At 63.1% G+C, this 22666-nt stretch carries 34 protein-coding genes; 5 read left to right on the top strand and 29 right to left on the bottom strand.

What is annotated here, in order from left to right:
- Positions 1–43: 43 nt before the first annotated feature.
- The 27 genes from AAIO73_RS16775 to AAIO73_RS16645 all read right to left on the bottom strand — a co-directional run bounded on the left by AAIO73_RS16775 (position 44) and on the right by AAIO73_RS16645 (position 19045).
- Entirely contained in the window at positions 44–562 is a 519-nt protein-coding gene (locus AAIO73_RS16775) for a hypothetical protein (RefSeq protein ID WP_345879505.1), read from the bottom strand.
- The gene (locus AAIO73_RS16770; protein WP_345879504.1) at positions 559–1902 is read right to left on the bottom strand and encodes a packaged DNA stabilization protein; all 1344 of its coding nucleotides are present in this window, start codon (positions 1900–1902) and stop codon (positions 559–561) included. Before AAIO73_RS16770 ends, AAIO73_RS16775 begins: the two co-directional genes overlap by 4 nt.
- Positions 1902–2345, bottom strand: coding sequence for a packaged DNA stabilization gp4 family protein (locus tag AAIO73_RS16765; protein WP_345879503.1), 444 nt, complete (start codon positions 2343–2345; stop codon positions 1902–1904). The genes AAIO73_RS16770 and AAIO73_RS16765 overlap by 1 nt, the downstream gene beginning before the upstream one ends.
- Positions 2342–2485 carry a hypothetical protein gene (locus tag AAIO73_RS16760; protein WP_345879502.1) on the bottom strand — a complete coding sequence of 48 codons (144 nt, stop codon included), beginning with the start codon at positions 2483–2485 and terminating at the stop codon, positions 2342–2344. Before AAIO73_RS16760 ends, AAIO73_RS16765 begins: the two co-directional genes overlap by 4 nt.
- Positions 2482–3456, bottom strand: coding sequence for a hypothetical protein (locus tag AAIO73_RS16755; protein WP_345879500.1), 975 nt, complete (start codon positions 3454–3456; stop codon positions 2482–2484). Before AAIO73_RS16755 ends, AAIO73_RS16760 begins: the two co-directional genes overlap by 4 nt.
- Before the next feature lie 244 nt (positions 3457–3700).
- A complete protein-coding gene (locus AAIO73_RS16750) occupies positions 3701–6070 on the bottom strand; it encodes a sialate O-acetylesterase (RefSeq protein WP_345879499.1) in 2370 nt (789 codons plus the stop codon).
- A 3-nt stretch (positions 6071–6073) separates the two neighbouring features.
- A complete protein-coding gene (locus AAIO73_RS16745) occupies positions 6074–6412 on the bottom strand; it encodes a hypothetical protein (RefSeq protein ID WP_345879497.1) in 339 nt (112 codons plus the stop codon).
- A gap of 92 nt (positions 6413–6504) precedes the next feature.
- A complete protein-coding gene (locus tag AAIO73_RS16740; protein WP_345879496.1) occupies positions 6505–6720 on the bottom strand; it encodes a hypothetical protein in 216 nt (71 codons plus the stop codon).
- Positions 6717–7148, bottom strand: coding sequence for a hypothetical protein (locus AAIO73_RS16735; protein WP_345879495.1), 432 nt, complete (start codon positions 7146–7148; stop codon positions 6717–6719). Before AAIO73_RS16735 ends, AAIO73_RS16740 begins: the two co-directional genes overlap by 4 nt.
- Before the next feature lie 12 nt (positions 7149–7160).
- A complete protein-coding gene (locus tag AAIO73_RS16730; RefSeq protein ID WP_345879493.1) occupies positions 7161–8429 on the bottom strand; it encodes a P22 phage major capsid protein family protein in 1269 nt (422 codons plus the stop codon).
- Positions 8430–8571: 142 nt separating this feature from the next.
- Positions 8572–9384 carry a hypothetical protein gene (locus AAIO73_RS16725; RefSeq protein ID WP_345879491.1) on the bottom strand — a complete coding sequence of 271 codons (813 nt, stop codon included), beginning with the start codon at positions 9382–9384 and terminating at the stop codon, positions 8572–8574.
- A gap of 35 nt (positions 9385–9419) precedes the next feature.
- Positions 9420–11501 (bottom strand): portal protein, encoded by a 2082-nt coding sequence (locus tag AAIO73_RS16720; protein ID WP_345879490.1) that lies wholly within the window; start codon positions 11499–11501, stop codon positions 9420–9422.
- A gap of 54 nt (positions 11502–11555) precedes the next feature.
- Positions 11556–13046: a hypothetical protein gene (locus tag AAIO73_RS16715; RefSeq protein ID WP_345879488.1), complete on the bottom strand. Its 1491-nt coding sequence runs from the start codon at positions 13044–13046 to the stop codon at positions 11556–11558.
- A gap of 29 nt (positions 13047–13075) precedes the next feature.
- A complete protein-coding gene (locus AAIO73_RS16710; protein WP_345879486.1) occupies positions 13076–13507 on the bottom strand; it encodes a helix-turn-helix domain-containing protein in 432 nt (143 codons plus the stop codon).
- Positions 13504–13764 (bottom strand): hypothetical protein, encoded by a 261-nt coding sequence (locus tag AAIO73_RS16705; RefSeq protein WP_345879484.1) that lies wholly within the window; start codon positions 13762–13764, stop codon positions 13504–13506. The genes AAIO73_RS16710 and AAIO73_RS16705 overlap by 4 nt, the downstream gene beginning before the upstream one ends.
- Positions 13765–13811: 47 nt before the next feature.
- Positions 13812–13994, bottom strand: a complete 183-nt coding sequence (locus AAIO73_RS16700; protein WP_345879483.1) for a hypothetical protein — start codon at positions 13992–13994, stop codon at positions 13812–13814.
- On the bottom strand, positions 13994–14143 hold the full coding sequence (locus tag AAIO73_RS16695) for a hypothetical protein (RefSeq protein ID WP_345879480.1): 150 nt from the start codon (positions 14141–14143) through the stop codon (positions 13994–13996). Before AAIO73_RS16695 ends, AAIO73_RS16700 begins: the two co-directional genes overlap by 1 nt.
- Before the next feature lie 25 nt (positions 14144–14168).
- Positions 14169–14351 carry a hypothetical protein gene (locus tag AAIO73_RS16690; protein ID WP_345879478.1) on the bottom strand — a complete coding sequence of 61 codons (183 nt, stop codon included), beginning with the start codon at positions 14349–14351 and terminating at the stop codon, positions 14169–14171.
- Positions 14352–14486: 135 nt separating this feature from the next.
- Positions 14487–15725 (bottom strand): AAA family ATPase, encoded by a 1239-nt coding sequence (locus AAIO73_RS16685; RefSeq protein WP_345879475.1) that lies wholly within the window; start codon positions 15723–15725, stop codon positions 14487–14489.
- The gene (locus tag AAIO73_RS16680; RefSeq protein WP_345879473.1) at positions 15718–16545 is read right to left on the bottom strand and encodes a hypothetical protein; all 828 of its coding nucleotides are present in this window, start codon (positions 16543–16545) and stop codon (positions 15718–15720) included. Before AAIO73_RS16680 ends, AAIO73_RS16685 begins: the two co-directional genes overlap by 8 nt.
- The gene (locus AAIO73_RS16675; RefSeq protein WP_345879471.1) at positions 16542–16967 is read right to left on the bottom strand and encodes a VRR-NUC domain-containing protein; all 426 of its coding nucleotides are present in this window, start codon (positions 16965–16967) and stop codon (positions 16542–16544) included. Before AAIO73_RS16675 ends, AAIO73_RS16680 begins: the two co-directional genes overlap by 4 nt.
- Positions 16964–17155 carry a hypothetical protein gene (locus AAIO73_RS16670; RefSeq protein ID WP_345879470.1) on the bottom strand — a complete coding sequence of 64 codons (192 nt, stop codon included), beginning with the start codon at positions 17153–17155 and terminating at the stop codon, positions 16964–16966. Before AAIO73_RS16670 ends, AAIO73_RS16675 begins: the two co-directional genes overlap by 4 nt.
- Positions 17152–17451 (bottom strand): hypothetical protein, encoded by a 300-nt coding sequence (locus AAIO73_RS16665; RefSeq protein WP_345879469.1) that lies wholly within the window; start codon positions 17449–17451, stop codon positions 17152–17154. Before AAIO73_RS16665 ends, AAIO73_RS16670 begins: the two co-directional genes overlap by 4 nt.
- Positions 17451–17969, bottom strand: coding sequence for a hypothetical protein (locus AAIO73_RS16660; protein WP_345879468.1), 519 nt, complete (start codon positions 17967–17969; stop codon positions 17451–17453). The genes AAIO73_RS16665 and AAIO73_RS16660 overlap by 1 nt, the downstream gene beginning before the upstream one ends.
- The gene (locus tag AAIO73_RS16655; protein WP_345879466.1) at positions 17966–18124 is read right to left on the bottom strand and encodes a hypothetical protein; all 159 of its coding nucleotides are present in this window, start codon (positions 18122–18124) and stop codon (positions 17966–17968) included. Before AAIO73_RS16655 ends, AAIO73_RS16660 begins: the two co-directional genes overlap by 4 nt.
- Complete coding sequence (locus tag AAIO73_RS16650; RefSeq protein ID WP_345879464.1) at positions 18121–18591, bottom strand: hypothetical protein; 471 nt, start codon at positions 18589–18591, stop codon at positions 18121–18123. Before AAIO73_RS16650 ends, AAIO73_RS16655 begins: the two co-directional genes overlap by 4 nt.
- A 136-nt stretch (positions 18592–18727) precedes the next feature.
- Positions 18728–19045 carry a hypothetical protein gene (locus AAIO73_RS16645; protein ID WP_345879462.1) on the bottom strand — a complete coding sequence of 106 codons (318 nt, stop codon included), beginning with the start codon at positions 19043–19045 and terminating at the stop codon, positions 18728–18730.
- 140 nt (positions 19046–19185) lie between these two features.
- On the opposite strand from AAIO73_RS16645, the gene AAIO73_RS16640 reads away from it, so the two are divergent.
- Entirely contained in the window at positions 19186–19464 is a 279-nt protein-coding gene (locus tag AAIO73_RS16640; protein WP_345879461.1) for a hypothetical protein, read from the top strand.
- A 36-nt stretch (positions 19465–19500) separates the two neighbouring features.
- Here the strand turns inward: AAIO73_RS16640 and AAIO73_RS16635 are convergent, their stop codons facing one another.
- Positions 19501–19713: a hypothetical protein gene (locus AAIO73_RS16635; RefSeq protein WP_345879460.1), complete on the bottom strand. Its 213-nt coding sequence runs from the start codon at positions 19711–19713 to the stop codon at positions 19501–19503.
- 72 nt (positions 19714–19785) lie between these two features.
- On the opposite strand from AAIO73_RS16635, the gene AAIO73_RS16630 reads away from it, so the two are divergent.
- A complete protein-coding gene (locus AAIO73_RS16630) occupies positions 19786–20244 on the top strand; it encodes a helix-turn-helix domain-containing protein (protein ID WP_345879458.1) in 459 nt (152 codons plus the stop codon).
- 166 nt (positions 20245–20410) lie between these two features.
- On the opposite strand, the gene AAIO73_RS16625 is transcribed toward AAIO73_RS16630, so the two are convergent.
- Positions 20411–20851, bottom strand: coding sequence for a hypothetical protein (locus tag AAIO73_RS16625; RefSeq protein WP_345879457.1), 441 nt, complete (start codon positions 20849–20851; stop codon positions 20411–20413).
- A gap of 88 nt (positions 20852–20939) precedes the next feature.
- Here AAIO73_RS16625 and AAIO73_RS16620 point away from each other — a divergent pair, with 88 nt between their 5' ends.
- The 3 genes from AAIO73_RS16620 to AAIO73_RS16610 are packed head-to-tail and all read left to right on the top strand — an operon-like array spanning position 20940 to position 22665.
- Positions 20940–21635, top strand: a complete 696-nt coding sequence (locus AAIO73_RS16620) for an LbetaH domain-containing protein (protein WP_345879531.1) — start codon at positions 20940–20942, stop codon at positions 21633–21635.
- On the top strand, positions 21632–22333 hold the full coding sequence (locus tag AAIO73_RS16615; RefSeq protein WP_345879455.1) for a DNA cytosine methyltransferase: 702 nt from the start codon (positions 21632–21634) through the stop codon (positions 22331–22333). The genes AAIO73_RS16620 and AAIO73_RS16615 overlap by 4 nt, the downstream gene beginning before the upstream one ends.
- Complete coding sequence (locus tag AAIO73_RS16610) at positions 22330–22665, top strand: hypothetical protein (RefSeq protein ID WP_345879453.1); 336 nt, start codon at positions 22330–22332, stop codon at positions 22663–22665. Before AAIO73_RS16615 ends, AAIO73_RS16610 begins: the two co-directional genes overlap by 4 nt.
- Position 22666 lies beyond the last annotated feature (1 nt).

The following is a 22666-nucleotide window of genomic DNA, read 5'->3' as shown; positions in this document are numbered from 1 at the left end:
TTACGGCAGGGTGACGATTGGTGCCGCTACGCAGTTGTTTTGCCTAGCCGGCCCGCACTTTCAGCGTCGAACCAGTACGATAGACGCCCCCGACAGGCACGCCCCCCGCCCCGGCTGCCGCGTCATCGGCGTAATTCTCGATGCCCGACAGCAACGGCTTTTCCAGCGTCTTGTTCTGGAACGTCTCGCGGTTCGACTGTGTAGCCAGCGTGCCGCCTTGTGGCGCGAACAGGCGTGTCGGGCCGTCGACCAGCAACGACACCGGATAGGCGCCATCGGTGCGCACCGCAGTCTGGTCGAGCGACACGGTAAGCCGTCCGTCGGCGTCCCGGAATGAGACGCCCGATCCTTGGGTCAGCACCCGCTCTGCCGTCAGCGTCGCATTGCCGGAAAGCGTCAGGAACGTCGCATCCTGAAGCGCTTGGGTGTCGGCGATCGTCTGTTGCGTCGTGGTCGTGGTGTCGTCGACCTGTTGCGCCAGCGATTCCAGCGCCGCGGCGGCACGAGGGTTGCTCGTAATCTCGGCGATGACGGTCCGGGGGAGACTGCCAGCGACTTTCATGTCAGCGGCTCGCCTTCGATCTGGATCGTTGAAACGCCAAACAGCCCCTCGCCATGGAAGCGCATACCGACATAGGTCGGGAAGCGCATGTGTGGGCGCCACTGGACCCGCTTGCTGCGCGCCCCGACCGGTCCCAGCTTCTGCGCCTTGGGTGTGCTGTAGGTCTGTCCGTCGCGGGTGAACGACAGGAACGCTACACCATCGCTGCGCCCCGGCAATCCCATCGCCTCGACCGAGTGCAGCAGGAATGCCGCGCCGTCGTTCGCCAGCAACCCGACATCGAACGACCAACGCACCCGCTCGCCGAACCGCTCGCCTATCTGGTCGTCGAGGATGCCGACGACAGCGCCCTTTGCCACCTGATACGCGCCGTTGACGAACACGGCGTGCCGGCTCGCGTCGTCCTGTTCGGCCCATATCGGCTGCCCCGCGTCGCGCGAGGCGTCAGCGAAATAAACCAACGTCAGGTTCGGCAGATGCACCAGCAGCCGTTTCTCATCGCCATAGACGCGGCTTTCACACTCGATCGTGGTCGGGTCCTGGCACTCGCGCAACAGCCGGTCGATCCGCTGCGTGCTGATCTTGATCGCCGTGCCCTGTCCAGCGACATAGACGGCCAGCGCCTCATCGCGGCCGCTTCCGACGAACGCGAACGATTCCGCGAACCGGCACTTGGCCGTCCGGCTGACACAGCCGTAAGGGATCGTCGCGCCCTTGATGACCTGAAACGGGAAGCCGTTGCCGCCGACGTTCTGGAATACCTGAATGGTGTTCGTGCCGATCGCGTGGACCTCCTCGCGAACCTTGATGATGCCGGTGATCGGGTCCGGATCAGCTTCTGCGCTGCCGTATTTCAGCGGCTTGACCTGATATGGGTCGGATAATTCGGTGACGCCGATGTACGTGCCATCGGTGAACATGGTGAAGCCGTCGACCCACAGCGCGTCGATGACCGTGCCCAGGTCCTCGTCGGTGACCTGCGTCAGCGCCGTGCCGTCATAGTAGAACAGCTTGCCATCCGCCGCGATCGAGATGCGATCGAAGCCGTAATCCATCATGACTGGCCCGGTGCCGGGGATGGTGCCAAGAACCGTCGGCGTTGTCCCGTTCCAGCGCACCAGCTTGTCGCCCATCACGCGGTAGGCAAGCCCATTCCAGACGATCGCGCCGCGGTCGGTGCCGGGGCCGGTGGCGAACGTCCGCACGCCCGCCGTCAGTCGCAGTTGGCCCTTCGAAAGCTTCGTATCGACGATGACCGGTTCGAGGTTGCGCGGGTACGACATTTCGAACCCGGCGCCGTTGTTCGCCAGCACGCCCGACAGGATGGGGACGGCAGGCATCAGTCGGTGAAGATATACGGGCCGTCGAACAGGCCACGGCTACCAGCCCCGCGCGGCGTGCTGCGCGCGAACGGCATGGTCGGGATAACAGCATATTTGGCCCGCAGCGCCGCGATCGTCGGAGCGTAGCGCGCCTTCACGTCCTGCGACAGCATCTTGCCCATACCGGCTGCCAGACGGAACGCCAGCGACATCGTGACGCCATCGATATCCTCGTCGTCGAGGCCGCTGCCATCCTCGGGCAACCCCAGCCCATAGTCCGGCTGCTGGAACCCCATGAGGTTGAACGGCCAGCCTTGCATCATGCTGTTGAGCGTGCGCAGACCCTTGCTGATTTCCTCCGGCTCCAGCTCGAAATCGGCATCGGACAGACCCGCATCGGCGTAGGCGGTGCGGACGATATCGCCTTTCGGGCGACCATAGGGGACGATGACTACGGTCATACCGGCGCTCGCATGTCGGCTTCGATCGCGTTCGCCTTGGTCAGCGCGGTATCCGCTTTGCTCGCCGCGTTGTCCGCCTTCGCGCCGATCGCGTCGACCTGCGCCTGCGTGGCGGGGATGGATACCGCTAGGCCGCTCATCCCGTCACGACCTCGTATTCGACGACGTTCGTCACCAACTGACCCGCAGCGAGCGAGGCGCGCGGGAACACCGCCTGCACGACCTCATCGGCGGTCTTGGACACGCCGACTTCGCGACGCGTGCCGATATCCGGGGCCTTGTCATAGGTGGTGACGTGGAAGTCGGCACCCGGCGCGCGGATCACCAGCTTGCCGCCCTTTACGGTGCATTCCGCGACGCCGGCCGACACCACCTTGTTCGCGGTGTTGAACTCTCCCGCCTGATCCGGATCAATCGAACGGAAATACTGAAGGTCGATCGCCGTGCTGGTCGTGTTGCGCAGGGTGACGGCGAGGCGGATCGTCTTGCCCGACATGGTGATGGCCTGCGTCACCTCGACGCCCGACACGCTGCCTTCCCACGTCGTCGGGTTCTTGAAGCTGCCCGCGATCTGGCTGTAGCCGGTCAGCAGCATGTTGGCGTAGCGCTTGCCCGCGACCATGAGGCCGAAGCCTTCGATCGCGCGGCCCTGAAGCACCAGATCGGACAGCGGCGGGACGTACAGACCGATGCGGACGAAGTTGTTCGCGGTGTCGCTGCGATAGCCGGTGGGCGACGTGTTCGCCGACGTGCCGATGCCGCCTGCCGGGTTCAGGCCGACCGTCATGTCCGCCGTTTGTAGGTAGCTGTTGCCGTTCTGGAGGCCGGAGGTGAGGCCAGTGCTCGCGGGCGGGGTCGTCGGCTCCGGTGCCGGCGTCGGCTCGGGCGCAGGCGTCTCGACAGCCGCCGCAACCCGATACGTGCTGCCATCGACCAGTTCCAGACGCGGCACGTACAGGTAACAGACCGCCGCCTTGCCCCAGCGATAGGCAAACCGGCCGGGCTTGGGCTTGCCATCGCCATCCATCGACTTCAGCGGCCCGCCGAACGTGATCTGATCGCCGTCCGCCAGCGTGTAGGTCTTGCCGTGCTTTGCGATGATGGTGGTCATGACTGGCTCCATTCCGGATGCAAGCTGTTGATTCGGCTCCAAGATTCAGCGATTCTTTTCCCTGCGAGGTACCGGGATTTCCGACCTCGATTGGGGGATTGGGAAATGCCGAAGTGGCACAAGATTTGGCTGATCTTCTGGATGACGGTCGTGACTGCCGTGACCGCGTATGCGGTTTGGCGAGACAGCGACCCGGAACGCGTGCAGTGGCGCCAAGCGCACCCGCCAAAGGTGCCGCTGTAGGTCACAGCGCCACCGCTTCTAGGTTGTCGATCTGACAGCCCGTGGTTGCCGAGCTGGTGCTGCTGAACTCGCGCCATCCCAACTGTCCCGGATTGGCGAGCACCTGCATGGTGTTGGCGGTCGGTTTGATGGTTGCGACTGTGACCCGTGCCGCGCCATTCTGCGACACAGTCAACGTGTGCGTTTCGTCGCCCACCGTCCCGGTAATGGTCATTTCATAGTCGAGAATGTCGCCAACATTCACGGTCGGCGTCGACGTGCTGCCAGTTCCGGTCGTAGTCCCTGAACTCGAGCCTGCGATCAAAGCACCAATCGTGTGGACCGCACCGCCACTGCCAAGTCCGCAGTAAAAGTTATTGTTAACGTCCACCGTGCGATAGCGCACATAGTGCGAACCGTTCTTGCTGTTTACCTTGACCCGGAACTTAACCTTCTGGAATATGCTGCCGGGCACCCAATCCCACGTGCCGTCGGCTCCGACTTGGGTCGCAGTGAACATTTCGCCGATGATCCGGACAGTCCCTTGGATCTGCGTCGCCTTGTGTCCGCTATCGGATGTGTACGAACCAATCCCGGTGTTGTCTGGGGCGGCGAACGTCGCGAGGAAGCCAGTCGAAGGCGGTGCGACCGGCGTTGCGCTCACAACCGCGCTGACCAGACCCGTCCCGATCGCATTCTTCGCCGACACACAGAAGTCGTAGTCAGTGCCGTTCGCCAAGCCAGTGACGGTCGCCCCGATGTTCGCGGAGACGCCATCAGCAAACACGGTCCACGTCGAACCGCTCGTCGGCTTGTACTCCACCACGTAATCGGTGATCGCCGAGCGGTTCGCGCTAGGCAGGTTCCACGCCAAACCAGCCTGACCAGACGCAGGCGTGACGACGAGGCCAGTAACTTGCGCAGGCGCGGCGGGCGCCGCGTTGTTCGCGAGGGCAGTCGCCAATGCCGGGTAGTAGCGCTCGCGGCCAAGCGTGCGCTCGCTAGTCGCACTGAAGTGGATTCCGTCATTGCCGGCAGGCAGGCCAGCGCTCGAAGCATATGCCGTCAGCGCAACGCGGTTTGGCGTATCCTCGATCGCCGTCTGAATTTCAGCGTTCGTCTGACCGCCGCCCGCCACAAGGCCGCCGACGACAAACGGGGCGTTGGCCGCGCCGGTGATCGAAGAGCGCCAGCGCGCGATCAGGGCGTCGAGATTGGCCGAATACGTAATCCGCGTGGACGTCCGGTCACGTTCACCTTGGTGCCATGCGAACATAACCAGCTTGTTCGAACCGGGCTGATCCATCGCCACATTGATGCGAGCGATTGCAGCAACGTCGCCCTCGCCCCCGGCCACCCAGAATCCCCCGGTGAAGCCAGTATCGCCCTTTGCGACGGGGACAAGCAGGATTTTGCGGTTCGGCGCCAGTTTACCGTCAGCGATATAGGCTTTTGCAAGCGACATGCCGAAGCCAACCGTGTCGGCGGTTTCGTCCTGATTGTCGAGCGGGTCAGAGGCCAGCGTGACCATCTGGCTATCAAAGCCGTACTGCTGGATACGGTCGTCCGTGGCGTCGAGCGACAGGCTGACAGGCCCGCTGCGGCCAACTGCGTTCGACTGGCCGGCAATCGGTATCACGTCGAACCCTACGACCGCGGCAGCGACCGTGATATTGATCGCAAGATCCGCCGTGGCGCCCGCCGCGTCCGTAGCGCGCAACGTGTAGCTGTAGGTTCCCGCGGTGGTGTATGTGCCAGTGACAGTCTTCGCGGCGCCGTTGACCGTCCGCCCCGGCGGCAGCGTGCCATTGAGAAGCGACAGGGTGTACGGCGCGGTACCGCCGCTGATCGTGGGCGCGAAGGAGGGCGACGTACCAACGGTTCCCGAGCCGGGCGAACCACTGATCGTCAGCGTCACAATAGCCGGCGTGACGGTCACGGTTGCAGACGCGCCGTTCGCGCCAGTTGCCGCTACGGACACCGCAATCGTGCCGGCCGTCGAAGCGCTGCTGCCGACGACGATTGCCCATCCTGCAAGCGCATTACCGGCAATGGCCAAGCGACCGTCGTTCGGTGTTACGGTCGGGACTTGGCCAGCAGGCACGCTGCCGATGGACGCAATAACAGTCCCGGCAGGCGCATTGGCCGCGAACGAAAGAGCGCCGCTAATCGTCAACGTCGGCATCGGCCCCGGAAGCGGCGGAACGTAAGCCGTCTCAGCAGCTTCCGTCGCCATTTCGATCAGGCGGATAGCCGAAGCCACGTTGGAGGCGCTTTCGATGCCGGGGTCAAATCCTGCCGCCAGCAAACGCGCCTTCAATTTCGCCAATGCTGACGGGATAGGATCACCCGTCGTCGTATTCGGGCCAGTACCATAGTCGATTGCGGCCATGCGTCAGGCTCCGATTGCGGTAAGACGGTCCTCGATGCCCATCGTGCGGGCAGAGAACGGCGGGTAATTCGCGTACATTGCGGTATCGACTGGCAGCATCGATAGCGCGCCGTCCGTGACGAAGGCGGCAAGGTCGATGAGCTGGTCCTGCAAGGCGTTGGTGGTGGCGATCGTCTGCTGAAGCTCGCCCAGCGCGCCGGCAATCAGGCCCTGCGTCTGCGCGTAGCTGCTCTCGATCGGCGCCAGACGCGAGTTGAGGTCCGTCTGTTGTTCGAGAATGCGGTCGATTAGCCCGGCATTGACGATCGGGGTGAACAGGGTCTGGCGGGTCAGGCGCGTCATGCTACCTCACGAAAGGTTCGAGGAGACAGAGTTACGGCCGGTCCGGTACGGGATGCCGGTGTCGGGATCGATCAGTCGGACATTCGCGGACATTACGGCCTCCGGTTGCGCTGCCGTGGCAGCGATCCGCCCCGTCGCCCGTCGCCGTCATGGTCGAGCGGGTCGACTCGATCGGGACGGAGGCGCCAGCCAGAAGCCAGCGCCTCGCCCAGTTCTTCCGCATCCGAGACGATGCGGGTGTCGACCATCCGACCCCAGATTTCGACCGCGCTTCCATCGCGGTAGAGCATCCGGGGCGTATCGGTCACAGCTTCGAAACGCTGGTCACGTCGTTGGTGTAGTCAGGGCCGGCGCTGGTCACCTCGTAGGGCGACTTGACCTTCAACCGCTTGCACAGCGCCTTGACATACGGGGTGCGGTTCTGGCCGGCGCGTTCCAGCTTCAGCAGGCCCGCGACCTTCTCGTCGGCGATCCGGTCCTTGTCGGCGACTGCCTTCTCGAACTCGGCGACGGGCATGTCGATCCAGTGCGACCACAACTGGATATCCTCGCTGCCGGGGTACTTCTCGCCCGACACGTCGCCCGCCTGCTCGCCATCGGTCGCAGCGATGTACGCTTCCTTGGCGGTTTCCTTGACCGCCTCCTTCGCGCCTTCGCTGCGGGCCTTGGCGACCTCGCTGTCCGACAGTTCGAGGCCCTTCGGAGCGCCCTTCGGCAGATTGCTTTCGGTGGTCATGCCGTGCGCTCCTTATGCCTGGCCGAAGGCCATAGCCCCCGACATTTCCGGGTTGATCAGCGAGGTGCCGTAATCGATGTCCCAGCGGATCTTCGCGTTGAGCGTGTTGATGTCGCCCTGCCGCGTGTACTGGATGGCGATGCCGAGCTTCGGCGTGGTCGCCCGCATCGTCTGCCAGCCATCTTCCGGATCGACCGTGAACGTGCCGGGCAGCAGCAGCAGCGAGGAGCGCACGAAGAACGGGTTCAGTTCGGCGGTGGTGGTGTTCAGCCACGTGATCGCCGCACCGTTCGCCGGAGTGGCGGTGACGTTCTGATATTCCTTGCCGCCGATCGTGTTGCCGCCATTCGAGATGATGGCCGGGGCGATCTTCAGCACGCCCGCCGACGGCTTGCCAATGACGCGGAACGTCTTCAGCTTGCCGGTATCCTGCTTCGAGATCATGTGGACCGCATTGACGCCGGCGATCGTGAAGGCGTCGCCTTCCTTGATGTTGCCGAAGGTCGCCGCGGTCACGGTCAGCAGCGAATAGCGGTTGTCCTGATTGATTTCTTCGCCGTCCGGCTCGACATAGGTGCCGCGCGGTTCGAGATACTGGTTGGCGCCATTGACGGTCGTCGCGCCACCGCTTGCCGCAGCCAGGATGATCGGCTGATCGTCGCTGTAGGCAGTGAAGCCGGCGACCCGGTTCGCGATCTTGCCCGACGAATAGGCATCGTCCGACCGCGCCGATGCTTCCGAGCGGTTCGCGAGGTTCGAAGTCATGCCGATCTGCGCGTCGAGGCCGAGCATGGCGACACGGTTCGCGCCGGGAACGCCGATGCGGGTCATGGCAGCGTTCGCCTGCGCCAGATCGTCATAGCCGGTCGGGGCGACGGTGCGCTTGACGAAGTTGCCGCCTTCAAGGGCAGCGCGGCGACGCAGCGAGTGGTTGATGTTGCTCGCGAACGTCTCGGATGCCGCTTCGGCATAGTTCGACAGCGCCGACTTGTTGCGCAGGTTCTTCGCCGAGATGACCTTGGGCGACGCCTTGTGGACGCCAATCGACACCGGCACGACCAGTTCGGTCAGACCGTCGAAATTGCTGGTCTGGTCGAAGCCGTCATAGCTCGACCCGATCATCGGCGCCGGAATCCAGAAGCGGTCGCGGGTATGGACCATCTGTTCGCCGTTCAGCGGCTCGTACTTCTTCGCCAGCGCGGCGTACGACAGCTGATCCTCGAACTTCTCGACGAGTTCGTCGAAGACGATCTTTTCTTCTTTGGTGAAACTGGTCGCCACGCGGGCCTCCTTGAGAAACAGATTGAGCGCCGCTCGGGCGCGCCTGCATCTGTCTCTCCCGTCTCAGCCGGAGGTCGCTGGGGCGATGCGGGGGTGACGATAACCCCCGCGTTTCGTGTCACAAACTACGCAGTTGCGGTGCCTAGCGCTTTGACCGCCGGTAGTTGATGAGCGCCGTCCGATCACCCGTACGATCGGCTTCCTTCTCCAACCTCGCCTCCTCCTTGTCGACGCCCGGCGACCGTGCCGTCCCGCGTGCGATCTCTTCCGGGGCGGGCGGCTTGGGTCGCTTCGACACGGTAATGTTCCCTTCCAGTTTCGACACGGCGATGGCGAACGCGATCGGATCGGTGAGCGATGCGAGCTGGTCGCGCTTGCCACTGCTCTTGCCGAGCGCGTAGATCACTTTGGCCGGGTCGCCAGCGTAACGAATGATAGCGTTCTGCTGCCAGTCAGTGAGCGCATCGGCGACCGCTGCTTCGGCCTGCGGCATGTCCGCGAACCCGAGCGCCTGCTTCTTGGCCTGATAGGCGGCGTGCTCGTCCTGGAACCGCTTCTGGTTCGCCTCCTCGGCCTCGCGCTGCTGCTGGCCTGCCTTGTCGGCTTCGGCCTTGCGATCACGCCACGCATCAAGCTCGCGCTCGTACGCTTCCTCGTCATACTCGCACCCGGCCAGCGTCGGCTTCGGTCCAACCTCGACCGGCTGCTGCGGGCGCTCGTACTGCTTCAGGCGGGCGGCCTGATCCTTGATCTGTTGGCGGAGGTGCTTGACCAGCCCGTTGTCCGCTACGGCCTCGCTCTCGACCGGCGCACCGTCGACCTCGAACACGATTTCCTCGTCCTCGCCGTCTTGCTCAGCATCGTCCTGCTGATCGGGCTCTTCCGGCGCCTGATCCGCTTCGGTCAGGTTCAGAACGTCGTCCTGCGCTTCGTCGTCGCGGTCGAAATCAGCCATTGTCATTCCCTCTCACCGATCGGCCCGGTGGTTGCCTATCGTTCGTACCCAAAGGCGATCCGCTTCTGCGGTTGCTGGGTGTCGTTCGCCGGTCGCAACGCTTCGGTGCGCGCCTTGCCAGCCTTCGCCAGCGTCTCGATGGTCTTGGCCTCGTTGAGCTCGATCTTGCTCTCGCTCTCCTGCGCCTGCGCCATGTCCTTGGCCGCGCCGGCCTGAAGCGCCTGCGCCTGTGCCTGTGCCAGCACGGCGTTGGGGTCGGGCTGCTGCGCGGCAGCTTCCGCCTCGGCCTGCATCTGGGCCTTTTCCTCGTCGTTCGGTTCCTCGACGCCAAGCGCCACAAGCTGCTTGCGAGCATACTTCTGCATGCTGGCCGATCCTTCGCCGTCCTGATTCTGGACGGCGGTCAGCAACGCGATGCGCGCCAATTCGACATCCTGCGCCTGAATGGCCACCTCAGCCAGTTGCAGGCTTGCCCGCACCGTCTTGTCGCGCCGGGTCGCGGTCGCCTCAGTCACCTCGACGACGACCTTATACTTGCCCTCGCTGAAGTTGTTGCGGGTCTTGTGAACGCCCTTGCTGTCGCGATACGGTTCGTTCAGGACCGCCTCGCCGTCGCCGCCGTCCTCATCCATCGTCTCGACGATCCGGCCATCTTCAACATAGACCTCGGCGGCCATCGACAGGTAGATCTCACCCTCGCGCTGCACCGACTGACGCATGTTGTCGAGGTAGATGCCCGACTTCGCATCGATGCGCGTCGCGGCGATATCCATGGCCTCGGCGCTGGTGTTCGCCTTGACCTGATCCGCGCCGTCCTCGTCATCCTCGACCAGATCGCGGTTCGCGATTTCCAGCAGCGCGCCCGTGACTGGCGAGAGTTGCGGGGGCTGCACCATGCCGATCGGTCCGGCGCTGATAAGCTGGCCGGTACCGGGATCGAACAGGGGATTGACCAGCGCATAGGGATGGCGGTCGATCTCCTGCCGTTCCCACATGGCGGCGAGGTGCGGCGGCATCTGCTCGGACGCGAAGATCGGCTTCTCACGCGGGCTGAGCGCGTCCGTCTCAGCGAGCTTCGACACCTTGGCGTTGTAGAGCCGCTGCGCGTCCATCTTGGACTGTACGTGGCCCTGAAACCGCTCCTGCCCGTCGACATACTCCCGCGCGCCGTAGACGGGCACGATGGGGATGCAGGTGCCGGCGATGCGGCCATGATCGCGTACCACCTGGGCCCCGGTCATGGTGTACTTGCGCACCCGGCGGCGCTTCATGCGGCGAGTGGCGATCTCCCAACCCTGCGCCTCCCAATCGGCGCGGTCGGTGTCCTTCTCCCACAGCCGCTGCTCTTCGCCGGTCAGCGGGAAGGTCATCACCAGCAGCGATTCCGTGCTGTCCTCGACCTCGTAATATTCGCAGACGCGGGTAACGTCGGCAGTGTACCAGTCGTAGCCGCTGCGATGGCCCGTCTCAGGCCACGCCACCAGCTTGTCCTCGCCGTATTCCTCCTTGAACGCATCCACCGTCATCGACGTGATGACGAACGCGAACCGGGCATCGGACTTGTCGTAGAGCTTGCTGTTGCCGTCGAAGAACACCGTCTGGTCAGCGTCGACGATCGTCAGCGCCGGATTGATGCGCTGCTCGTCGCTGTCCTTGTCGTACGGATCGGCCCATTCGTTCGTCAGCCGGTATGCGCCGAAGCCTCCACGGCACGCCTCGCTGAACGCATTGTCGCGGGCCTGCTGCGACTTGAAGTGGTTGCTATCCGCCCGGTGCAGTCCGTCCAGCGTGTCGGCGGTGTCCTGATCGCTGGCGCCACCGCTCGGTCGGAAGTCGGGCACGATGCGGTTCTGGCGGTAGTCGTTCTCGATCTTGCGAATGCCGTTCTTGACCTTCGGGATCTCGACCTTGATCGAATGTTCGAACTGTGCGCCCCACTCGCCTTCCCACATCGCGCCCTTCAGGCTGACGAAGCGGCGGGCCATCAGCGCTTCAGCGCGCATTTCAAGCTGCGGCAGGACCGTATCGTCGAACCGGGCGATGGCGCGCTTGTGGACCTCGCGCAGCTTGTCGCTGGCGGGTGCAGCGTCCTGATCCAGCGCCGTATCCGTGTCCATCGCGGCGCACGGTAGCGATTGCGGCTATGGCATGCCGCTACGCAGTTGCGGTGCCTACCGCCGCCATGCGGTCGCCATGGAAGGGATGGCGACTTGCTGTTCCTGCTTCTTCACGGCAGGCTTGCGCACGGCGGCAGTCTCGAACGCCTTGTACCCGTTGGAAAACTGGTCGTGCACTGCCTTGTCCTTCCACACGCCCAGATTGTCGTCCCATTCCTTGCGGTAGCTATCGAGGCAGTCAATGGCGCGCTGGCACCGAATTTCATCAATGTAAACTTGCGGAAGGTAGCTGCGTGATGCCTGGATGCCGACGCTTTCGGTCGAAATCCGCGGCACGATGCGAATAGGCTTAATACCAAGTTCTTCGCCGTGCTGCTTTGGCGTCTTCGCATCCTTGCCAAGCCGGCGGTGGTCGCCGTCGTGCGGGAAGAAATGTTCGCTGTAGTTGTAGCCACGATCGGTCAGTACCTTGGCGTAGTGCTCCAAACCCTCGCCACTATTTTCGTAATAGTCGATCAGGCGTCGCTCCATGCCAACATCCTGCCAGAAGCATATCGCCATTGCGTCACCTACGCCCAAGTCCCACGTCGTATAGACCGGCGTGTTCAAGATCGGGATGCGGCAAATGCGTCCTTCCGATCGCATCTTCTTCATCTGCGTCGGGAAATATGCGCCTTCAACACTGGCTTCAAATGCTTCCTCGGGCGTAGATGGGTACTCCTGTTTCATCTTGTCGCCCTGCTGTTCATCCTTCTTGATGTACCACGCCCGCTGCTCTCGGCTCAGCTTCACACCACGAGCCTTCAGAAGCGGATGCGTTTCTAGCTCAGCGAAATACTTGGTCATGTCCGCCGTCTCGACGACATCGGCGTCGAGCACGCAGGTTTTATCCGACCACCAGCCCGAGAAGTGGAACTTGAAGTCCAGCTCGGTCAGCGCATCACCCTTCTCAGCCAGCTTTTGGGCCTTGTCGCACATCGCCTTGAATTCACCCGCCCTGCCCTCCGCCGTCGATTCCACCGTTATGCGCTGACCGGTATGCACCGCGTTGAACGCGCCGGACTTCACTTCGTCGGCCCGCTCTGGGTGCTTGGCGCACAGTTTACCGAACTCGGACACATGCAGGATCTGCAATGTGCCTGAGCGCATCGACGTGCCCACCCGGATGCGCGATCCGTTGTTGAACCGAAGGCTGTCCGCGCTGTCCTGATCGGCCGATCGCAGCTTGCGGAATGGCGCAGGCAGGCTGTCGTAGGCAAAACGTATTTTATCCTGAAAGAACGCTTTCGCATCGTCCAACTTGTGCGCGATAACGCCTGCCGATGTGTTCGGTATGAACAGACAATCGTCGAGCATGTCCAACTGTATGACAGTCGTAAACCCCTTCTGCCGCGACTTCAGTACCACGTCCAGGAACCAGCGGCTTTCAAGGAACTCTTGCTGATCCTCGTTCAGCCTAAACGGCACCTTCCGACCGCCCTTGTCCTTTATATCGTAGAAGCCTTCACGAAGCCGCGTCATCTTGTCGGGGAACCTCACCATCATTGCTTTAATGAAGTCCTGTTCGACTGAGCTTAGCGTTCCCCCAGCCACTTCGCCATGTCCTCCGGTAGATCATGCTCAACCACAGTCTTGTCGCGCCACTCAGTAGGCTTGCGGTTCTTCAACCAGAAGATCGCCGCAGTGGTGTCGGGCGGGTAGTGCTCGACATACGGAGTTGTGACGACAGTACCCTCGACGCTGTGCATCTTCACCGCATCATGGCTGTACCCCAAAGCTCGGCGATACAGCGATTGCTCGACACGAGCATCGGCGGTTTCCTTGCCGACCTTTAAGGACTCGCAAAAGTCAGGGTGCGTGTGCTTCCAGCGATGGATAGTCGCCTCATCCACCTCAAAGAAGTCCGCGGCTTCCCGGTCAGTAGCGCCCAATGCCGCCAGCTTCCTCGCTTGCTCAACGAACTCCGGCCGGTACTTGGTCGGCCGGCCCATAACCCCGTCACTCACAACACCCGCTCCTTCCGCAATTTCATGTTCCTGATCCGGGACTCCACGGCCCGCACGCTGCGGCCAAGCTCCCGCGCGATCTGGCGATCGGTAGCCCGGTTCGCACGCATGGTCCGCAGGATGTCGTCCTCGTCTTCCGTCCAGCGCTTCAGCAGCCCGCTACGCTGGGTAGCACGGGCAATAACCGCGATCTCGTCGTCGGCGAACGAACGTTGCCGGCCAACCTCATCAGCAAGGGCCAGCAGCAGCGAACTCATGCTCATACCCATCCCCTACCCCTTTCGCAAAAATCGTGTGGAGGTCATCACAGCAGCCCGAGCTTGGCTGCGGCATCGAGAACCGCTTGCTTGCGGGCCAATGGCGTCCCTTGGTCCCAGCGCTGACGGACGAACTTTGGGAAGCCGCGTTCGCGTAACGCCCAATCCGCTTGCGCCTGGTCCATGATCTGGCGCTGCTGTTCCATCGTCAGGTAGACGCGCTCGGTCATCACCACCCCCTCGCCATGTCGATGTAGCCGCGGGCGTGCTTGGCACTGATGCCGTACTTTTGAGCCAGCTTGTCCGGATCAGCCTTGGCGAGCCGGTCGCGCGGCGTGGCCAGCAGGGCGATCAGGAATTTGGTTAGCGGGGAGGTCATGCGGACCTCCCCGTGGTGTAGCCGGTCAGTCGGCCTTGATCACATCGGACGTCGCGAGGAGCATGTGACCATCTGGCCCCGAGCAGATCGTGTCGAGCACTCCGGACCCGACGCTGTAGGTCACCGTCCAGTCGCCTTGCGGTCGCTGCTTGATCGATACGATCCAGAGCACTGAAACGAACCCAGCCTGAGTTCTCAGCAGCTTCATTCTTCCATCCTTTTCCATGAGCGGACATCCGGCCCGGACAACCGGACAGGGTATATATACCCTTGTCCGGGTTGTCCGACCTGTCCGGATTATGGCGGACAGGTTGTCCGGACAGGTTGTCCGAGGTTGTCCGGCTTACTTGATCCGCCATACGAACTCCCCTGAAACGCCAATGATACCAAGGGCTTGCAACCTGTCCCGATACCGGCGGACATAACGCGCAATGGTGTCCGGTGTCTTGTCCGGGTCATACAACGCAGAGGTTGTCCGTGACTGCCATTCGGACAGGCGGCAAACGCGGGTTTCAAAGCCGAACGTCAGATCCTTTTCCGGCACATTATGGCCATGGATCGAACCGGTATCGGCCAGCGTCTGGCACAGCACTTCGAACGCGATGCGCTGACCATCCGTCAGCTTTTCAGCGCGCTGGTCGACAATGATCTTGCTGCTGCTCGACGTGACGACGCAGGACGTCACAGGACGTCCTTTCTCGTCCTCGCCCAACTCGACCACGCGCAGTTCGAAGGTCACCGGTTCCGCAGGCTCGGCATCCTTCTGCTTCGTCACCTTGGCCTGTTTCGGGCCACCCTTGTCCTCGACCAAGATGATCGTGTCACACGCGCCCCAGAGCGATCCGTGGCCGCGCGGCGTCTCGTTTGCGCTATCCTTTGGGCGGTGATGAATGACCATGGTCGTGCAATCGAACGCGGTCTGCACGCGGCCGACGTTGTTGATGTAGGTCACCATGTCGGACCCGATTTCATCGCCGCCGCCAAAGGTGCGGGCCAGCGTATCAATGACGATCATTCCGACCGGAATGTTGTAGCGCTTGGCGACCTCATAGATGGTGTCGATAAGGTTTTGCAGATCGCCATCGGCCGAAAGAAGGTTCACTTCTACCGGTATAAGGGCGAACGGCAGCTGCTCGATGCCATGATGCTTACGGAAAGCTGCGACACGCTGGCGTAGGCCGCGCTGCCCTTCAGCGCCAATATAGACCACCAGACCCTGCTCAACGTCACGATCGCGCCATGCTTGGCCCCAGGCAACGTGCATGGCCATATCCAGCGCGAAGAAGCTCTTGCCGCAGCCTGGGTGACCGTAGACGAGACACAACCCTTGCGAGGGGATCAGGTCCTCGACCAGCCAATTCGCCTCTAACTGCGCGTCAATCTGATCGAACCATTCGAAGGGCAGTATCTTGCCCGATGATTTCGGCTCGCCGTTGGGTTCCGGCGCGCTTTCCATCTCAATATTCTCCGGCATCGCGCCGTTCAGCGAGTCCCAATAGGCGTTGATGCCGTCCGGATCGTCGTTGACGATCTCCACGGATTGCGCGCTGCCGAGTTTGTCGAAGGGGTCGAAGTCAGCCACGCCATCCCTTTCGGGTCATGATCTGGGGAAGCCCGGCGCTGCGCAGGATACAGTCGCGGAGCGCGTCTGGATGGCAGCCGTGGGCGGGAAAAACCTGCGCGGCATCACATGCAGGCCAAACGGCATTTGCAATGTCACCGACGAGGAGTGCGCCGGGTGCCTCGTTATGAGTGTCTTCATAGTCGAGCGCGCCATGCGTGGCGGTCATCGACTGATGGCGCATAAGAGCGGTAATGCGCCGCTGCACCCAAGCCTTAAAGAACGCGACTGGCGACCCGAACACCAGCAGCTTATCGGTGCGCGCGGGCATGACGATCCGCGGGGACGAGATATGCTCACCCATCACCCGCGCTTCGTTCGTAGCCGGATCCCATAGGATTACGTCGATGATATCGAGGTGACACCAGCGATGCCCGGCGTCCTGTTGCTTCCACGCAAGAAGCCGTTCGGAGCCGATTGCACCGCCGATCCAGTCGCGATCCTCGTAGCGGATATGCCGCATCGGCATCGTCGCGTACCAAGCGGCCGCGTGGTCTTGAATGCCGGTCAGGCGAGCGATCGACGCGCGGCCGACTGCCGGGTCGGCGTCGGCCCACGCCTTGCCGGGTGTGTCCTTGGCCAGCGCTGCGGCAAAGGTGTCCGACGCCTCGCGCGTTATGCGACCAAGATCATCATGGCACATTCCGACGATCGCGCCCGTGCCGAGATAGCGCGCCCATTGCAGCAGCGCAGCGTTGCGCTCGCGGCCTTGCAAAGCGTCGATGCGCGCCGCCTGCGCGTGCAGCCAAGGGGTATGATTGTCGGGCGCGGCGACGGTCATTGCGCAGTCCTCACAGGGGCGCCGAGCGACCGCAGCCATTCGAGCGCCGACATCGGATCACGGAAGCAACCGACATGCTGACCGGCGCGGTGGAGACGATTGCCGAAGTCAATCTGCGCGGGATTCAGGTCGCCCTTGCCCGCCTTCATCTCGATCCAGGCGACACCGCGGTTCCAGACGACGGTCAGGTCGGGCGCGCCGATCGTGCGACCTTCGCGGTTCGCTTTGGCGCGGCCGGCGAGCGATGCGATGTGCGTGCCGTTCGTGTTGGCGTAAGCGATTACGTCCGGCGCGAGATGACGAAGCAGCTTGAGCAAAGTTGCCTGCCGCTGCAATTCGGTGCCCGGCTTCTTGTCCGGCGCCTCCACGACGAACAGCGGTTCCGGCGTCAGCGTCTCATCCAGCGCGGCCCACTCGCTCATAGCAGGCCCGCCCGGCGCATTTCCTCCTGCGCAACCTTGACCGGCACACCGTAGCGCGCGGCGAGCGTTTCCGCCGTCTCACGTGCCACCATGTCGGGTCGGGCCATCGACAGAAAGCGCGTTACGTCGAGCCGCTTGTCGGTGCCGGTGCGCGTCTTCGGCACATGGGCGTACTGGTCGCGCCTCATAGCGCCACCACGCCGGTTACGATCGCGCCGATCGGCTGCGGGCCGGCAGCGGTCGACAGGTCCGCCGCAAGCGCCATCGTCGACTGGACGTGCAGCAGCAGCAATTCACGGGCGCGCGTCAGGTCGGCATTTGCGATCGGCCGGTCCATGCCCAGCTTCATGCGCAGCGCGCGCGTCGAGATGCCCAGCCCATCGGCCAGCGCTTCCTGCCCGAGCGTTTCCGATGCGAGCCGTAGCAGCGTGCCGCGCCGAACCTTAGCAGCGAAGCTGTTCCGGTTTTCAGGAACGCCACCCATCAGTACCGGCTCGCCAGTTCGCGGGCGTGCTTCTCGGCCATGGCGCGCTGCCGGGCGGCGACCTCCCGTCTTGCCTCGACGCGGACGGTATCAAGGATCATGGCCTTGGCGTCCTTCGCCAGCGTTCCGCCGCTCAGCATCCGACGATAGCTGTCGCGCCATTCCTCAGGGCACCACGCCAGCTTGGTATTGACCATTGTCCGGCCGCGCTTTGCACGCGCTTCTGGCGAATGGGTCAGCGCCTTGACGTCCGGCCGGGCGAGCACTTCCCTCGCTATTCGCTTTCCGGTCGCAACGCGTGCCAGCGCCGCAGCCGGGGTCGACGCGTTTACCAGTAGCCGCGCCGCCTGCTCCGCCTTGAATTGCGGATCTTCCGCAAACTTCCGGTGGATGCCTGCGACGCGCCGGGCATGGATGGCCGGATCGCTGTTCAGATGCTTGGCCGAGCATGGCCGGCACCATCCAGTGCGGCTTTTCGCCGTGATCGGTGCAGCGCAGTCGGTGCAGGCGCGCGTCATTGCGTCACCACATGAAAAGCGGGCAGCTCGCACGGCAGCACCGGGTGATAGGTGAAGCGACGCGAGCCGACGACGACGGTCGCGGACGGATCGGCGGCGACGGTTTCCTTGCCGCGGTTGCGGGTCATGATGACGGAGCAGCGGAGGTCCATCATGCCGCACTCCCGATCAGCGCACGACCGCCAGTGCGGCGCGCATCAATCGCCTCGCCAACCTCGCGCAGGATCGCCTGCATTGCGTCCAGCTCGGCGTCATCAATCAGGTCGTCGTTCTCCAACGCCTCATCGACAGCCAGCTTCAGCCGCGACAGCATGGTGGCGAACCTGCGATCGCAAATGTTCTTGGGCACGATCGGCGAGAGCTTCATGCCGACCAGCGCCAGCACCGGGTTGGCAAATCGCCCGTTCCACTGGCCGCAGCCGCGAATGAACGAGATGACGCCCATGTCGCCAAACCCGCCGGCATAGGCAGCCGCACGATCGCCAGACTTGCCAAGGACTTGGCCCATGTCGGCCCACGTCGCGCTGTCCTGATCGCGGATGTGTCCCAACGTGGCACCGATCGTTTCGAGCAGCGAACTCGCGGAAACGGTGCGGTAGGACCGGTGGATTTGCGGGCTCATGCGACCGTATCCATTCCGCTATGGAAACGACGCCAAGCAGACATGACGAAGCCGAAAGCGGCGAGCAGCGCCGCGACGATGGCGAGCGCTTGGAGGATAAGCATCTACTGTACCTCGCTGTTTGGGGTGATGACGTTCATGCGAACATCTCGAATTGTTCGGGCTGGCGGTGTGAAAGGCCGACCAGCCAAGCGACGATTTTCGCGCGCTGGCCTTCCATCGACGGTTCGATCGCGTGTCGCGGCGCCGATGAAAGTCGATCGGCGAGTTTAGCAGCGACGTTTGCTACCGCGCTGGCGCGATCGGGGAATACCGGGTCGCGATCAGTGATCGGACTCGATGACCCCCACCAATTGCCCGTGGTGAAGCTGAAGCCCGTGGTAGCGCGCCATCCGGCGGCGGTTTTCGCAACCCTAACTTCGGCTAGGGGAACTCGACCCTTGCCGTCGACCAAGCGGATATCGTCATGATCGACGTAGACGCCGTGCGCGTTAGCTGTAGCGCATTCGGTTGCGACCTCCCCACTCACCGCGCATCCCCGCGGTCGCGGCGGGGGGAAGTTGACTCTTCGGCAGTGGTGCGCAGGATCAGCGCATGGCCAATCGCACCGGCGACTCGATCGCAAATCATGTCGTGGCACTCACAACGGCTAGAGGGTTCGTGCGGCTGTGCGGATTGCTGCGGCATGGCGGCAGGCTCAGCGACGACGAGTATGAAGGGCTGCGGGCCGCGTTCACCGCTGACCTCGACGTTTGGACTGCAACCATGTGCGGACCCGACGCAAAAGCCGAAGCGCCCGTTGCCATGGCCAGGCTGGAAGAGGCCCGCCAACTCCTCGACGATCAGTGGAGCCGGTCAGGCCCTCGCGATTGAGATAGCGGCGCGCATAGTCGCGCAGGTTGTCGTCGCTCATGCCTCCGCTCCCCGGCGTCGGGGGGAAGTGGCGACCGCAACAGCCAGTTCTTCGACGGAGGCGATGCCTTCACGCGATATGTCGAACCAGTGTTCTGCCGGGATGCTGTTGCGCTGCGCCCACGACCGAGCGGTGTGGAGCGAGACGCCGCGAAGCTCGGCCAGTCGGGCCGGTCCGGCAGCGGTGACGATTTCTGAATGCGTCCTCATTCCATAATGATGCATTATGCACCATCAGAAAGCAAGTGCCTTTCGCATCATTGGGGGATGTATGCGCGGTGCATGACGACGCCCAACGAACGCCTCCGCCAGATTCGCGCCGCGAAGTATGAAACCGCTGTCGAAGCGGCGGACGCTATGGGTTTAAAGCATCCGACCTATATCCAGCACGAGAATGGGTTGCGCGGGTCCGGCAGCATCCCCCGTAAAGCTGCCGAGCGGTACGCCAAGTTCTTCCGCGTGTCCTTGGACTGGCTTCTGTCTGGCAAGGGGGACGAACCGGACCTGTCGGGCGAACCCACCGCCACGGACATCGAACAGATGATCCGCGAAGTCATTGAAGCGGAAGTGACGATGCAGACGCGGCTCTCGGACTTGCCGCGTATCGTCGCGCCAGCGCTTCATGAGCAGCTAGAGCGCTTTCGATCTGATCGCGCCCGACGCGCCCAGGTGGGCCGATCGACCGTTCGCGATGAAGACGCTCAATCTCGCGCTGCCACCAGTTCAACCGCTGGGGGATAATCGCGCACCACATTTGACAGGTTGAGCATCCGACCTCGCATGCCGGCTCTCGTAGCGTCAGGCGTTCTCGACTCCGTTCCATGTTCCTAACCTGTTCCGCCAAATCCAACAAATCAAGCTGGATTTACGTAGGTTAGCGGCAGGCGTAGGAAAAATTCCTACGGTCCTAAAATGCGCGTTTTGCGGTATCGAACGGCGTGCACTCCCCGCGAAAGCCGCCGCTGGTCGTCATGGTGCCTGTGATACGGTCGATGCGGAACCGGGTCTTGCCGAGTAGCGATACGCGAGCCGAGCCGCTGATCTGGCTATCCGTGACTACGAGGTTGTCGACCTTCTCTTCGAATCTGGCACCGCGCAGATTGCTGCTACCATATGCGATTGGTGGCAGCCGAAGCGTTGCGGCACCATTGCTCATCCTGAACTCGACCATAGCGTCGACAGTGACCCGCTCCGACGTCACGCTGTTGCCGTTCGCCTGATTGCCGTAATTATCGCTGGCATTGGCCGTTGTTGCGCTGGTCGCGACCGTAGCGGTGAACGGCCCAGTGCAGCGTAGCGCCAACGTTTCGTCGGCTGCGATCCCCACGAGAAGCAAATAGGTCAGCATCGTCATTCCTCCCGGCCGCCGAATACCACGATCGGCCAGTGATGAGAAAAATGATGCGTGTGATGCATTTTGCACTTGCCAACGCGTGATGCGTTATGCATTATCTATTTATCAGCCCCGCACCGACGCAGGGCGCCGCTTCGGCGGCATGGTGGAGGACAGCACAGTGGCAGACCCCAAGAAATACGAGCTGGTCCAGGACGACACGGTAAAGACGCGGGACGGCCGCACGCTTTTCCGGATTCGCGCGCTGGTCGCGATCGGCCTGTCAGTCGCGATCGGCGACCTTGGCGGCTATGTCGAAGGCGAAAAGAACCTTTCGCAGGTCTACGGCAATGCGTGGGTCTACGGCGATGCGTGGGTCTACGGCGATGCGCAGGTTTACGGCAATGCGCGGGTCTACGGCAATGCGCAGGTCTACGGCGATGCGTGGGTCTACGGCAATGCGTGGGTCTACGGCGATGCGCAGGTTTACGGCAATGCGCGGGTCTACGGCGATGCGTGGGTCTACGGCAATGCGTGGGTCTACGGCGATGGCGCTTGTGGCTGGCTGAGCAAGGTCGGCAGCGAGCAGGGCACGCTGACTTGGTGCGTCGCGAAAGATCGCACCATCTGGGTCAATCGCGGATGCTTCAGCGGGTCTCTGGAAGCATTCACCGAGGCTGTCGAGACGCGGCACGGCGATAGCCGGATCGCGCAGGAATATCGTCTGCTGGTGCAGTTCATTGAATTGCGGGCTGCCGCTGCAATTGAAGCCATGCCGACCGAGGAGTTGTCCGCATGACCGGGCCTGCAACCAGCAACTACCCGTATGTCGAAGGCGACATTGGCGGGCATGTGGTCGGCCCACGCATGACCCCGGCGGATGGCGGGGCGGCGGGGGTGCGTGTCCTCGTAGCCTGCGAATATTCGGCAACCGTTCGCGATGCCTTCCGTGCGCGTGGCTTCGATGCATGGTCCTGCGATCTTCTGGCGACCGAGGGCGATCCGGAGTGGCATATTCAGGAAGACCTTCGGCATGTTCTGAACAGCCATCGCTGGGGCCTGTGGGACCTGATCGTTGCGCACCCGCCCTGCACCGATCTGGCCGTCAGTGGCGCGCGTCACTTCGCTGCCAAGAAGGCGGACGGCCGGCAGGATGCTGCCCTCTATTTCGTGCGGATGATCCTTGCTGCGAACTGCGAGCACATCGCGCTCGAAAACCCGGTCAGCATCATCAGCTCGCACATTCGCAAGCCCGACCAGATCATTCAGCCCTGGCAGTACGGTCACGGTGAGACGAAGGCGACCTGCCTCTGGCTCAAGGGCTTGCCCAAGCTGGTGCCGACCGACGTCGTACCCGGTCGATCGGACCGCATCCACAAAATGCCACCCGGCCCCAATCGCTGGAAGGAGCGCAGCCGGACCTATCGCGGCATTGCCTCAGCTATGGCGAGCCAGTGGGGCGATCACCTCCTGCGTGACGAGAGGATCGCGGCATGACCATCCACACCCGCATCACCCCCGCCCTATGCGAAGCCGCCAATGACCGGATCGAGCGCGCGGCTGCTGACCTGATCGCCCGCTACCGGCGCGGTCTGGCAGTCGCGATCGAGCACGGCGCTGACCAGTGCATCCGCGAGGAAGCGCGGCAGTGTCTGGCGAAGGTCGAGGCACACGCCAAGCGGATCGAGCAACGGCAGATGTTCGCCGCCGATACCGCGCTGGTCTGGCTGGGGCGCAACATGGCCGGTCCCCGCATCGAAGCCGCAATCGCTGCTGGTGAGCGCCGACGCGCCGCCCGCCCCCTCACCGACCGCACGACGGAGGAATGAG

The sequence above is a fragment of the Sphingomonas epibiotica genome, assembly GCF_039615155.1.
GTDB lineage: Bacteria > Pseudomonadota > Alphaproteobacteria > Sphingomonadales > Sphingomonadaceae > Sphingomonas.
This window is presented reverse-complemented; position numbering and strand designations above follow the sequence as displayed.